This is a genomic window from Pseudidiomarina indica (genome assembly GCF_900104245.1).
GTDB lineage: Bacteria > Pseudomonadota > Gammaproteobacteria > Enterobacterales > Alteromonadaceae > Pseudidiomarina > Pseudidiomarina indica.
On sequence record NZ_FMXN01000004.1, the window covers coordinates 86,366 to 98,223 of the forward strand.

Genomic DNA, 11,858 nt, shown 5'->3' on the forward strand with positions numbered 1-11,858 from the left:
TATTGAAGCAGAACTACGCTTACGGGCGGGAGTTAAGACTGTTAACTCCCGCGCACTTCCAGACCGTCTTCGATAACCCTCCGGTGAAAGCTGTAACAGCTGAACTCACCATGCTTGCCACCCCAAATAATCTCGCTAACCCTCGGTTGGGAATTACCCTATCTAAAAAACGGGCGAAACGAGCTGTTGATCGAAATCGTATTAAACGAAAGATTCGCGAGAGTTTTCGGCTGAAACAGCATAAAATACCGGCATTCGATATTATCGTAATTGGGAAAAACGGCGTTGTGAATCTTTCTCAGGAAGAATTGCAGCAACGTTTGGATTATTTATGGCGAACATTAAGCAAGCGTTGCGCGCAATACCAATCGGCCTCATCCGACTCTACCAGCTGATCATTAGTCCGCTCATAGGGCCGCGCTGTCGATTTTCACCAACCTGCTCACAATACGCCATCGAAGCAATCCAAATTCATGGTATCATTCGAGGCTTCTGGCTTGCCAGCAAGCGTATTCTAAAATGTCACCCGGGACATCCCGGTGGCTTCGACCCGGTTCCAAGTCATCCTTCTTGTGAAACGGATACAACGAATCAAAGTAAAACAGAGACGAAGGACTTATGAATTCGCCACGTTCTATCTTGTTTATCGCATTCTTGGTAGTGAGCTTTTTCCTCTATCAAAACTGGCTTATCGATACTGCGCCTCCAGGCACGCAGCAAGTAACGCCTACCCAGCCGCCGGCAATGGAATCTGGTGTTCCCGTAGCGCAAGGCAGTAGTATTGATGCGGGCGCGAGTTTCGTACCTGAAGCAACCAGCAGCCATGCACCAGCAACACCAAGCGCAACCCGCAGCCAAACTGTTCGTGTCACCACCGATGTGCTTGATATAGTCATCGACACCCACGGCGGTGATGTGATTAACGCACAACTCCTTCATTTCGCACGTACCCACAATTCAGCGGAGCGATTCGAATTATTGCATTCCGACCCGAACCAACTGTATATCGCACAATCGGGTTTAGTGGGTACACACGGCACAGATTCAGCCGAAGGGCGCCCAGTGTTCCACGTAGAACAATCAAGCTACCAAATGACTGGGGATACGCTTGAAGTACCGCTCCATTACTCTGCCAATGGCATCGAGTACACCAAGACCTTTATCTTCACTGCAGGTTCATACGCAGTTGATGTGGTTTACACCATCAATAACCATACCAACGAACATAAACAAATGCAGTTTTACGCTCAATTAAAGCAAGTGATGACTGAAAGCTCTGGCAACATGATGATGCCAACCTACAAAGGGGGTGCTTACTCGTGGGATAACGACCGTTACGAAAAGTACTCCTTTGACGACATGCGTGATCAACGCCTTAACCACACCACCGATGAAGGCTGGGTGGCAATGCTTGAACACTACTTCGTGTCAGCATGGGTGCCGCGCACCGAAGGAACCAAGCAATTATTTTCACGCGTTGTGAGCGGTGATCAGGCCATTCTTGGCTTATTGTACCCAACCGCAATGGTTGCTCCAGGTGCCACCGCGGAAATCCGTGCCACCTTATTTATGGGACCGAAAGACCAAGACGCCATGGCAAAAGTTGCCAAGTACCTCGATTTAACCGTCGATTACGGCTTCTTGTGGTGGCTAGCCCAACCGATTTTCAAACTCCTGCAATTTGTACAGGGCTTGCTGGTGAACTGGGGTCTCTCAATCATCGCCATCACTATTATCATCAAGCTATTGCTGTACCCGCTAACCAAGAAACAATATGTTTCAATGGCGAAAATGCGCATGATTCAGCCCAAAATGCAGGCCTTGCGTGAGCGTTATGGTGACGACCGTCAGAAACTGTCGCAAGCCATGATGAAAATGTATAAAGATGAAAAAGTGAATCCACTGGGTGGTTGTTTGCCAATGTTGCTACAACTGCCAATTTTCTTAGCGTTATATTGGGTTCTGCTCGAAAGCGTCGAATTGCGTCACGCTCCACTCTTCCTGTGGATCAATGACCTATCGGCACGTGACCCCTACTTCGTATTGCCAATTTTGATGGGCGCTTCAATGTTCATCATGCAGAAGTTGCAACCGACCCCTGCGACGGATCCGATGCAACAAAAACTGCTGCAATACATGCCGGTCGTGTTCACCATTTTCTTCCTGTGGTTCCCTGCCGGTCTGGTTCTGTACTGGCTCAGCAGCAACCTCATTACCATTGGTCAAATGCAGTGGATTTATCGCGGCCTTGAAAAGCAAGGCTTGATGGACCGCAGCAAAAAGTAATCGGCCATGAAAATCGAATTCAACACTGACACCATTGTTGCACAAGCCACGCCTCCCGGGCGTGGTGGTGTCGGTATTGTTCGTGTGAGTGGGCCGGCAGCGCGAAACGTTGCTGAAGGCATGCTCGGGCATTGCCCGCGCCCACGCTACGCCGAATTCTTACCATTTAAAGATTTACAGGGCACCGTACTAGATGAAGGCATTGCCCTCTTCTTTGAAGGCCCCAATTCCTTTACCGGCGAAGACGTCCTGGAGTTACAAGGCCATGGTGGACCTGTCATTATCGACATGATCATCAAAGCGGTTTTAGACTTCCCAGACGTGCGCCCTGCTCGGCCTGGCGAATTCAGTGAGCGAGCTTTCTTGAATGACAAATTAGACCTCACCCAAGCCGAAGCCATTGCTGACCTCATTGAAACCACCTCTGAACAAGCCGCTAAAGCAGCCTTACAAAGCTTGCAAGGGGGCTTTTCTCACGCCATTGACCAACTGGTTGATGAAGTGATTCATTTACGGATGTATGTGGAAGCCGCCATCGACTTCCCTGATGAAGAAATCGACTTTCTCAGTGACGGGAAAGTTGCTGGTGATTTAGAAGCCATTATTGACCGCTTACACCAAGTGATGGTGCAAGCCAAACAAGGCGCCCTGCTTCGTGAAGGCATGAAAGTGGTGATCGCGGGCCGCCCGAATGCTGGCAAATCATCCTTATTAAACGCCCTCGCTGGCCGCGAATCAGCGATTGTGACTGCCATTGCGGGCACCACTCGCGACGTGTTGCGTGAACATATTCAAATTGACGGCATGCCGCTCCACATTATCGATACCGCCGGCTTGCGAGAAAGCCCTGATGAAGTGGAACGAATTGGAATTGAACGTGCGTGGGAAGAGATTCGCAATGCCGATCGCGTGTTATTCATGGTCGATGCCACTGAAACCCAAGCGGTGCACCCAGAAGATATCTGGCCGGAGTTTTTCGCCCAGTTACCCGACGATTTGCCCTACACCGTGATTCGTAACAAAGTGGATTTAAACGACGAGCCCGTAACCATTGAAGATATCAGCGGTATTCCCGTGCTTCACCTCAGCGCTAAAACCGGCCATGGCGTCGAATTACTGCGTGAGCACCTCAAACATTGCGTTGGCTACACCTCCACCAACGAAGGCAGCTTTATGGCCCGCCGCCGCCACCTGGACGCCCTAGAGCGCGCGCGTGAGCACCTGCTGATTGGCCAAGAACACCTCGAGCACAGCCTGGCCGGCGAACTACTCGCCGAAGAGCTCCGCCTCACCCAACAACACCTCAATGAAATCACTGGGGAATTCACCTCAGACGACTTGCTAACCAAAATTTTCAGCAGCTTCTGTATCGGGAAGTAACGAAAAAGTAGTTTTGGATAGTCCACCAACTGAGTTTTTGTAAACCCCCGGTTCACCCACTGCAATGAACCAGGGGTTGTTTGAACAATTAACGGCTGGCGGTGTCGAGTTTTGTGAGCAGCTCTTGCGGTAATGTGAGCTCGACGGAGCCCAAGATTTCATCCAGCTGCGCTAGGGACGTTGCACTAACAATGGGTGCCGTTAACTGCGGCTGGTGCAGCAGCCAAGCGAGGGCCACTTGTGCGGGTTTTGCGGATAATTCTTCCGCCACCGACATAAGCGCATCCAAGACGCGTAATCCGCGCTCATTAAAGTAGCCTTTCACGAAGTCACCGCGTGATTTCCCTTCCAGATCGGACAGTTGACGGTATTTGCCGGTCAAAAATCCACTGGCCAGCGAAAAGTAACTCACCACACCCAACTCGTGCTCCTTGGCAAGTGGCGCCTGCGTGGATTCAAAATCAGCACGGTCGTATAAGTTATAGAGTGGCTGCATCAGCTCATAACGAGCAAGCCCCTGCTCCTGAGAAATAGCCAACGCTTGCGCTAACCGTTCTGCGCTATAGTTTGATGCCCCAATCGCACGCACCTTGCCCGCTTGAATCAGGCGGTCAAAGGCGGCCAAGGTTTCTTCCAGCGGCACTTCTTGATCATCAATGTGAGCAAAGTACACGTCCAGATAATCGGTGCCCATGCGCGATAAGGTGTCGTCAATGGCGGCCTCAATATTGGCGGCGGAGAGCCCTTTGCGGCGCTCTAGCATGCCGACTTTACTCATTAACACCACATCGTCACGGCGGCCGCGCTGCTTCAACCAGCGGCCAATCACGGCTTCTGATTCACCGCCTTCCAAGCCTGGTGCCCACGCGGAATAAACATCGGCGGTATCAATGGTGTTGAACCCTTGCTCGACAAAACGATCGAGCAACTTAAATGAATTCTGGTCATCCGCGGTCCAACCAAATACGTTGCCGCCAAATACTAAGGGCGCGATTTCTAATCCGGAACGCCCGACCGGCCTTTTCTCAAACTTCATCATCTTGTCCTGTTATCGTTTGTCCGTCATTAACTAATACTATTTAGCATGCCACCCGCTTAGCCAAATTGAAATGCGGATAATTGAGTTTCCAGAACCCGCTCAGAATAGACTTTCTGCCCAGCGTCATTTCCTGCAGCGCCAGCTACCACCATCAAGGGAAGCAAATGCTCTTCGTGCCCCAACGGGTGACAATCGAATGCGTGGGGTGCTTGGTGCCATTCTTTTAGCTGCTGATAACGTTGTTCAGGGCTGCCTTCAACTGCGGCGGTGAGCCACTCATCAAAGGCTTCTGAACGTGGTGTAAACCGTTTATCCCCATAACCACGCATGTTGTGAAAACTCATGCCACTGCCGACAATCAAGACACCTTCATCGCGCAAGGCAGCCAATGCCTGCCCTACTTGCAAGTGAGCGCGCGGGTCGAGATCTTGCCGCAATGATAGTTGCACCACTGGAATATCTGCCGCTGGGAACATCAATTTAAGCGGAATAAACATGCCGTGATCGAAGCCCCGCGTCGGGTTTTGAGTCACAGGCTGGTCAATGCCATTCACTAAATTCATGACTCGTTTCGCCAGTTCTGGCGAGCCTGGCGCTGGATAGGTCAGTGCGTAAGTATGCTCAGGGAAACCAAAATAATCGTAAATCAGTGTCGGCTCACGACCACTGGTGACACTAAATTGTGAGGTACGCCAGTGTGCAGAAACCATTAAAATCGCCTTGGGCTTGGCCGGTAAACGGCTGGCGATTCCTTGTAGGAATTCAGCCATACCATGCCAAGTATCGGCAGGGTTCCAATCCATAAAAAAACACGGACCTGCCCCATGTGGGATAAAAAATACGGGCTGTCTGATAACTTCGCTTGATTGTATCGACATCATTCTTCTCCAAAAGTCAGTGCTTCACGGAACATGGCCAATAGGGTATATTCACACTCATGGAATGATAATAGGCCAAAATGATAAGCAGCTTTAACTCATAGTAGGAAATGACATGCTCGATCGCTACACCAGTATGCAAGTATTTATTCAAGCCGCCGCCAAAGGCAGTTTGTCAGCAGCGGGTCGAGCATTGAATATATCGCCAGCAATGGCGTCCAAGCATTTGACCGCGCTGGAAACACGGCTGGGTGCAAAACTCATGAATCGCACCACACGCCAGCTGATTCTCACCGATGTGGGCCGTGATTACTTGGCCGCCTGTCAGCGCATTGTTCGGGATATCGACGAAGCGGAGGCCGAAGTATCGGCCCATCGCAATCAGGCCATTGGACAATTACGGGTGAATGCACCGTTATCCTTTGGTACTCGATTCATTGCCCCACTGATTCCCGAGTTCACTCGTCGCTACCCGCTGGTTGAAGTGGAACTTGGCTTGAGCGACACCCAGCAAGATTTACTAACCGAAAACTGGGATTTAATTGTGCGCATCGGCCACCTTGCTGACAGTGACCTCAGGGCTCGTCGCCTTGGCAATTGTCCCATGCACCTGTGCGCTTCTCCCGACTACCTGAAGAAACATGGCACCCCACAACGGGTCACGGATCTTTCCAACCATAACTGCTTAAGTTATAACCTATCCGCGTCACAACGGAGTGGTTTTTGGGCGTTTGGTACGCATGGGGAAATTCAGGTTCCGGTGAGCGGAAACCTGAGTGCCAATAATGGGGATGCATTGCTGGCTGCTGCCATTCAAGGGCAAGGCATTATCTATCAGCCCAACTTTATCGTCGCCGATGCGCTCGCCAGCGGGGCCTTGGTGGCATTCACCTTGGATCACCCCTCGCAAGACTTGGGCGGATTGCATGTGCTCTTCGCCCCCGACCGCCGCTTGCCGCTAAAGGTACGTGTCATGATTGATTACTTGGTGGAAGTGCTTGAAGGCACTCAAAAGTGTCAAATTTCTAAATAACCGCCGTTTATGGTAGACTGCGCGCCTATTTAAAATTCGTATTGTCTCGCATAAGGAATAGCACACGCTCTTTAGTAACAATGATTCATTTAACCTCTAACGTTTTTCAACCTACTTTTTTCTCCAAACGAATCTACTGCTCAACTCACCAGTTGCGTCTAACGCTACCGGTTAGTAATCCTACGTAAGCTTTTTTCTTCGTTGCCTCGTCTGCAACAAACAATCTCATTGAAATAACTCTCTGTTATCCACTTTTTTGAGGAGGCCTATTCGTGGAAGAAGCCAGTCTTCATCAGTTTTCTATCGCCACCGTATTACTGCTACTGCTCGCATTTTACGGTGGAACCTATTTACTGACGTTATGCATTAAGAAGAAAAACGAAGATACCGACGCATTTATGGTATCCAACCGTTCCATTGACTTTGGGATGGGAGCAGCCAGTATGACAGCCACTTGGATTTGGGCCGCTTCGTTTTATGCCGCTGCCACGTCAGGTTATACCTACGGGATATCTGGCCCGTTACATTACGGCATGTGGGGTGCTTTGATGATTTTATTCATCTACCCCTTTGGTCGTCGTTTTCGTAAATTAGCGCCCAATGCCCATACGCTTGGTGAACTGATCCATGCTCGTCACGGCTCATCCAGCCAGCTGATTTTGGCCGGCTCTAACATTCTTGGCAGTGCCATTAGTTTAATGGTGAACTTTACCGCCGCCGGTGCCTTGGTGTCGGTGTTATCGCCTTTGCCGTTTCAAGCAGGTGTCATTATTGCCGGTGTCGGAGTGCTGAGTTACACCCTATGGTCAGGATTTCGAGCTTCTGTACTTACTGACTTCGCCCAACTGGTTGCCATGATGACCATTGCCATTCTTATTATCCCAGCTGTCTTGTTCGCTATGGGCGGTCCCTCAGAGTTAATGGCCAACTTTGATCGCTTAACGCCAGAGCAAGCAAATATTTTCTCCAAAGAAGCCTTCTTGAAACAAGGAGCGCCTTTCTTTGTTGCGGTACTGGCCTACTCCATTGGCAACCAAACCATTTCACAGCGTCTATTCGCCGTTCGTGAAGACCATATTAAACCCACTTTCCTAACTGCTACCATTGGTTACGGCGGTATTGTGATTGGCTTAGGGATGATTGGCCTGATGGCATTATTGGCTGGTGTAGAGCCGCTCGATGGCAATATGAACAACATTATTCCGCAAATGGTGTCACTGTACCTGCCTGCTGGTTTCATTATGTTGTTCTTTATTTTGGTGATCGGGTCACTGTCATCCACCGCTGATGCTGACTTATGTGCGCTATCAGCCATTGTCATGGCGGATATTTACGGTAAGAACATCGCAAAAAATAATCCGGATCCGCGCAAGATGCTGTTTATTGGGCGCCTGACCATGATCGTGGCCACCACCATCGGTATCGTGCTTGCCAGTCTCGCTCTGGATATTCTAGTGATGTTGGTATTTGTCGGTGCGTTATGGGGTGCGATTGTGTTCCCTGTGATTGCCAGCACCTTCTGGAACCGTGTCACCGATAAGGCCTTTGCTTGGTCGGTGATTTTGGCCGTCCTACTATTCTGTGTGGTCCGCTTCTCACTCATTCCAATAACTGGTGTTGTCGGCGTGTTTTTCGAGCTGGTTGCTGCCGTTGGTGGCGGCGTCGTGATTGGCTTGATGGCATTTGGATTCTTCGGACGTACCGTTGGTTTTGTTATCGGTACCCTAGTTGCCTGTGTGCTTGCCTATTTCTGTGTCGGCGCCTTGCGCGAATACACCGTGCTATTAGCATCACTCACCGCTTACGGCGTCAGCACCCTGGTTTGTGTTGGCATGAGCTTAGCGGCTGATCAGCGCTTTGACTTTAAGAAAATCAACGAACGTGTCCGTGATTACGACACCCCAACCATGGAGCATCAATCATGAGTTTAACGTTTCTTACTTCTTACATTTTAATCTGGCCCATTATTTCTTTGGCGGTACTCGCCGTCATTGTGGGTGCCACCGTGCGTGACTACCTTCACTCCAAACGCACGGGTCGTGACATCGTTTAATCCTTTCCACTCAGGCAAAGCCCCAACGCTTTGCCTGAGTGCTTTTTACCCATCTCCGTTCCATGCGCTTTGACCCGTGTTATACTCGCCAAGTTTTCCAGGGAAACAACAACCATAGAAAAATACAGAGAGAACAACCATGGGTTTAATTATTAAGTTAATTTTGGGGATAGTGGCTGGAACCTTAATTGGGTTATACACCCCTGACGGGGTCATTCAGCTACTACTGACCTTTAAAGAGCTGTTTGGTCAACTGCTATTCTTTACCATTCCGTTATTGATTTTGTTCTTTATTACGAGTGGTATCGCAGGATTGCCCCAAAATTCTGGGCGGATGTTAGGTCGTACCTTGGCGATCTCCTACATATCGACCATTGCCGCCGGTATTTTTGCTTTTGTCATTGCCAGTGCCGTGGTTCCCCTACTTGGTGACGTTGCGAATGGCACGCAGTCGAGCTCTGGTGCCTTGTTGGAGTCCTTCATTACCCTGAAGCTCCCCCCTGTGTTTGATATTATGACAGCGCTCGCTCTGGCCTTTATTTTTGGCCTAGGGATTGCTGCCACTCGCGCCGCCCAGTTCAAGCAACTTTCCGATCAAGGGCGCGACATTATTGAATTGCTGCTCGGCAAGGTCATTATCCCGTTATTACCCTTCTATATTGCTGGAGTTTTTGCCCAAATGGCTGCGGCTGGAACGGTGTTCGATACCCTCAAAACTTTCGGGTTCGTGCTCCTCATGGCGGTGATTTTGCATTGGGTTTACATTATTGCAATGTACACGCTGGCGGGCTTAAAAGCCGGCAAGAATCCAGCCTCACTAATTAAAAACATGTTACCTGCGTATGTGACTGCACTTGGGACTATGTCCAGTGCGGCCACCATCCCAGTGACCTTGCGCTGCACCAAAGCCAACCAAGTCAACGAAGATGTCGCTAACTTTGCAGTCCCTCTCTGCGCCACCATTCACTTGGCTGGCTCAACCATCACCATTGTTAGCTGCACGGTTGCTGTCATGTTCCTGCATAACGCACTGGAGATTCCATCATTCTTCGACATCCTGCCCTTTATTCTTATGTTAGGGGTCGTCATGCTTGCGGCACCGGGAGTGCCTGGCGGTGCGGTGATGTCAGCTATCGGCTTGTTGGGATCGATGATGGGCTTTGGGGAAACGGCAATTGCTTTAATGATTGCACTTTACATGGCACAAGACAGTTTTGGTACTGCCTGTAATATTACCGGCGATGGCGCCATTGCACTCTTTGTCAGTGAAAGCGCCACCGCCAACAAAGCGGATTAATTACGCCTGATTCGGCACAATGCGCAGCTCAACTCGACGGTTGAGCTGCCGTCCTGCTTCTGTGTTGTTATCAGCAATAGGCATGCTTTCTCCGTAACCAATGGTGGTCACGCGACGTTGGTCAACACCATTACTAATCAAATGATTCCGCACCGAAAAGGCTCGATTTTCTGATAACCGCTGGTTATACGAAGCATTCCCGGTACTGTCCGTATGCCCTTCAATCATCAGTGTGGTTTTCTCATAGCGATTCAGCACTTTTGCCACATCCGCTAACACCGGATTGAAGTTGCTGGCAATGGTGGTGCTATCCACCGCAAAGGTCACGTTGCTTGGCAACTGCAAACGAATGCTATCGCCATCACGAATCACCTGAACGCCACTGCCGGCCAGCTCGTCACGGAATTCCTGCTCTTGCTTATCCATATAGGCACCAATAGCGGTTCCCGCCAACGCGCCCGCAACAGCCCCCCAAACATAACGGCTTTTATCGTGGTCACCAGTTCCTTTCCCGATCACCGCTCCGGCCACAGCGCCAATTGTTGCGCCTTTTTGGGTATTACTCATATTGGCACAGCCGCTGACGACTAAGGTCGATACAGCGACCGCAAGGGTTAATTTCTTCATCATGATAAGCTCCTTTACAGAGTGTTGTATGAGTTTAACTCTAGCATAGGGGAGCTGCAGCTGCGGTGGGTTTGCGTCAAATTAACGTTAGTCAGCAAGGCGCGCACGAATGCGCTTAATGGCTTGGCTATGTAATTGTGACACCCGTGATTCTGTCACATCCAATACTGCACCAATTTCTTTGAGGTTGAGTTCTTCTTGATAGTACAAGGTCATCACCAGCTTTTCGCGTTCTGGTAACGCCTCAATGGCTTCCATGAGCCGTTGTTTCAATTGGTCCGCACTCACCTGCGCCTCTGGTTCAGGTGTTTCTTCATCACTGGTTTCTAAAGTCGGGTTATCGGTTAACACATCGTCATAAGACAGCACCAAGCCATTATTGGTATCCAGCAACAGTTGCTGATAGTCCGCTAGGCTCATTTCTAACGCAGCAGCCATTTCCCGCTCTTCTGGCGGGCGTCCTAGCTCTTGTTCAAGGCGTCGTAAGGTTGCTTCCAATTCGCGACCACTACGGCGCACGCTGCGCGGCAGCCAATCACGACTGCGCAGCTCATCAATCATTGCACCACGAATCCGTTGATGCGCAAAGGTCGAAAAAGCGACGCCCGACTCTGTATCAAAGCGGTCCACACAGCTTAACAACCCTTCAACCCCGGCTTGGATTAAATCTTCCACATCAACGCCAGACGGCAACCTTACTTTCAGGCTAAACGCCTGCCGGCGTACCAAGGGGAGGTACTGCTCGATGACACTGTTACGATTGATTTTACCGTCTGCTGTATACATGATTCTTAGCCTGAAATTACCAAGAGATCGATATCAAAATAACTTTTTGCGACTTGCTGAACATGACTCAATAAGCCCCGTCGAGACTGCATCGGTGGATATAATGCAATCATTTGCTTGGGCCCTTGTGCATGGTGAGCCGCTTTTAATGCCTCGTACGCGCGCTGGAAACTATCTAAATCCTGATCGATCCATAACGCCCAACGTGGATAAGTTTGCGCCAGCTCATTCAACTCCGGGTAATCTGAGGCAACCGGGATAATGCGCCAATGGTTGGGATCACCTACCCACTTTTTGCCTTGCTCGGCCCAACGTTGAAACACCTCAACCGCTCGAGTTGCTTGAGCTTTATCTAAGGCCGGTAATCCTAACACGACCACGTGCTCAAGCTCGCTATTAACCTGTAGTGATGTCGATTCTACTGATTTACTTTTCGCGGCCCACTGGCGTAAGCCCGCTGCTTGATCTGTCATGCTACT

13 protein-coding genes are annotated in these 11,858 nt (G+C 50.1%); 8 read left to right on the forward strand and 5 right to left on the reverse strand.

The features are described 5' to 3' along the window. Nucleotides 1-2: 2 nt before the first annotated feature. From rnpA to mnmE, 4 genes are read left to right on the forward strand one after another with little or no spacing between them, the layout of a single operon-like run. The gene (gene rnpA / locus BLP64_RS04770) at nt 3-395 is read left to right on the forward strand and encodes a ribonuclease P protein component (RefSeq protein WP_092592295.1); all 393 of its coding nucleotides are present in this window, start codon (nt 3-5) and stop codon (nt 393-395) included. Continuing rightward, nucleotides 332-622, forward strand: coding sequence for a membrane protein insertion efficiency factor YidD (gene yidD, locus BLP64_RS04775; RefSeq protein WP_092592297.1), 291 nt, complete (start codon nt 332-334; stop codon nt 620-622). Before rnpA ends, yidD begins: the two co-directional genes overlap by 64 nt. After that, nucleotides 619-2,286 (forward strand): membrane protein insertase YidC, encoded by a 1,668-nt coding sequence (yidC, locus tag BLP64_RS04780; protein WP_092592299.1) that lies wholly within the window; start codon nt 619-621, stop codon nt 2,284-2,286. Before yidD ends, yidC begins: the two co-directional genes overlap by 4 nt. Before the next feature lie 6 nt (nt 2,287-2,292). Next, nucleotides 2,293-3,666, forward strand: a complete 1,374-nt coding sequence (mnmE, locus tag BLP64_RS04785) for a tRNA uridine-5-carboxymethylaminomethyl(34) synthesis GTPase MnmE (RefSeq protein WP_092592301.1) — start codon at nt 2,293-2,295, stop codon at nt 3,664-3,666. A gap of 88 nt (nt 3,667-3,754) precedes the next feature. Here the strand turns inward: mnmE and BLP64_RS04790 are convergent, their stop codons facing one another. Together BLP64_RS04790 and BLP64_RS04795 are read right to left on the reverse strand one after the other, a co-directional pair. Continuing rightward, entirely contained in the window at nt 3,755-4,705 is a 951-nt protein-coding gene (locus BLP64_RS04790; RefSeq protein ID WP_233340108.1) for an aldo/keto reductase, read from the reverse strand. A 56-nt stretch (nt 4,706-4,761) separates the two neighbouring features. Then, nucleotides 4,762-5,586 (reverse strand): DODA-type extradiol aromatic ring-opening family dioxygenase, encoded by an 825-nt coding sequence (locus tag BLP64_RS04795; protein WP_324615338.1) that lies wholly within the window; start codon nt 5,584-5,586, stop codon nt 4,762-4,764. Between the two features lie 112 nt (nt 5,587-5,698). Between BLP64_RS04795 and BLP64_RS04800 the strand changes: the two genes are divergently transcribed. The 4 genes from BLP64_RS04800 to BLP64_RS04810 all read left to right on the forward strand — a co-directional run bounded on the left by BLP64_RS04800 (nt 5,699) and on the right by BLP64_RS04810 (nt 9,966). After that, on the forward strand, nt 5,699-6,616 hold the full coding sequence (locus BLP64_RS04800) for a LysR family transcriptional regulator (protein ID WP_092592307.1): 918 nt from the start codon (nt 5,699-5,701) through the stop codon (nt 6,614-6,616). Between the two features lie 272 nt (nt 6,617-6,888). Further along, nucleotides 6,889-8,541: a sodium:solute symporter family protein gene (locus tag BLP64_RS04805; RefSeq protein ID WP_092592309.1), complete on the forward strand. Its 1,653-nt coding sequence runs from the start codon at nt 6,889-6,891 to the stop codon at nt 8,539-8,541. After that, nucleotides 8,538-8,669 carry a putative transporter small subunit gene (locus BLP64_RS10885; protein WP_233340110.1) on the forward strand — a complete coding sequence of 44 codons (132 nt, stop codon included), beginning with the start codon at nt 8,538-8,540 and terminating at the stop codon, nt 8,667-8,669. The genes BLP64_RS04805 and BLP64_RS10885 overlap by 4 nt, the downstream gene beginning before the upstream one ends. Before the next feature lie 139 nt (nt 8,670-8,808). Next, nucleotides 8,809-9,966 (forward strand): dicarboxylate/amino acid:cation symporter, encoded by a 1,158-nt coding sequence (locus tag BLP64_RS04810; protein WP_092592311.1) that lies wholly within the window; start codon nt 8,809-8,811, stop codon nt 9,964-9,966. Here BLP64_RS04810 and BLP64_RS04815 read toward each other — a convergent pair whose 3' ends face one another. The 3 genes from BLP64_RS04815 to BLP64_RS04825 all read right to left on the reverse strand — a co-directional run bounded on the left by BLP64_RS04815 (nt 9,967) and on the right by BLP64_RS04825 (nt 11,852). Continuing rightward, a complete protein-coding gene (locus BLP64_RS04815; protein ID WP_176754922.1) occupies nt 9,967-10,596 on the reverse strand; it encodes a YiaD family glycine zipper/OmpA-like lipoprotein in 630 nt (209 codons plus the stop codon). Nucleotides 10,597-10,680: 84 nt separating this feature from the next. Further along, the gene (locus BLP64_RS04820) at nt 10,681-11,379 is read right to left on the reverse strand and encodes an RNA polymerase sigma factor FliA (RefSeq protein WP_092592313.1); all 699 of its coding nucleotides are present in this window, start codon (nt 11,377-11,379) and stop codon (nt 10,681-10,683) included. A 5-nt stretch (nt 11,380-11,384) separates the two neighbouring features. Then, nucleotides 11,385-11,852 (reverse strand): hypothetical protein, encoded by a 468-nt coding sequence (locus BLP64_RS04825; protein WP_092592315.1) that lies wholly within the window; start codon nt 11,850-11,852, stop codon nt 11,385-11,387. Between the last annotated feature and the right edge of the window lie 6 nt (nt 11,853-11,858).

Coding starts and splice junctions, on each gene's coding strand:
- yidD (WP_092592297.1), top strand. CDS start 332: ATGGCGAACATTAAGCAAGCGTTGCGCGCAATACCAATCGGCCTCATC.
- yidC (WP_092592299.1), top strand. CDS start 619: ATGAATTCGCCACGTTCTATCTTGTTTATCGCATTCTTGGTAGTGAGC.
- mnmE (WP_092592301.1), top strand. CDS start 2,293: ATGAAAATCGAATTCAACACTGACACCATTGTTGCACAAGCCACGCCT.
- BLP64_RS04790 (WP_233340108.1), bottom strand. CDS start 4,705: ATGATGAAGTTTGAGAAAAGGCCGGTCGGGCGTTCCGGATTAGAAATC.
- BLP64_RS04795 (WP_324615338.1), bottom strand. CDS start 5,586: ATGATGTCGATACAATCAAGCGAAGTTATCAGACAGCCCGTATTTTTT.
- BLP64_RS04800 (WP_092592307.1), top strand. CDS start 5,699: ATGCTCGATCGCTACACCAGTATGCAAGTATTTATTCAAGCCGCCGCC.
- BLP64_RS10885 (WP_233340110.1), top strand. CDS start 8,538: ATGAGTTTAACGTTTCTTACTTCTTACATTTTAATCTGGCCCATTATT.
- BLP64_RS04810 (WP_092592311.1), top strand. CDS start 8,809: ATGGGTTTAATTATTAAGTTAATTTTGGGGATAGTGGCTGGAACCTTA.
- BLP64_RS04815 (WP_176754922.1), bottom strand. CDS start 10,596: ATGATGAAGAAATTAACCCTTGCGGTCGCTGTATCGACCTTAGTCGTC.
- BLP64_RS04820 (WP_092592313.1), bottom strand. CDS start 11,379: ATGTATACAGCAGACGGTAAAATCAATCGTAACAGTGTCATCGAGCAG.
- BLP64_RS04825 (WP_092592315.1), bottom strand. CDS start 11,852: ATGACAGATCAAGCAGCGGGCTTACGCCAGTGGGCCGCGAAAAGTAAA.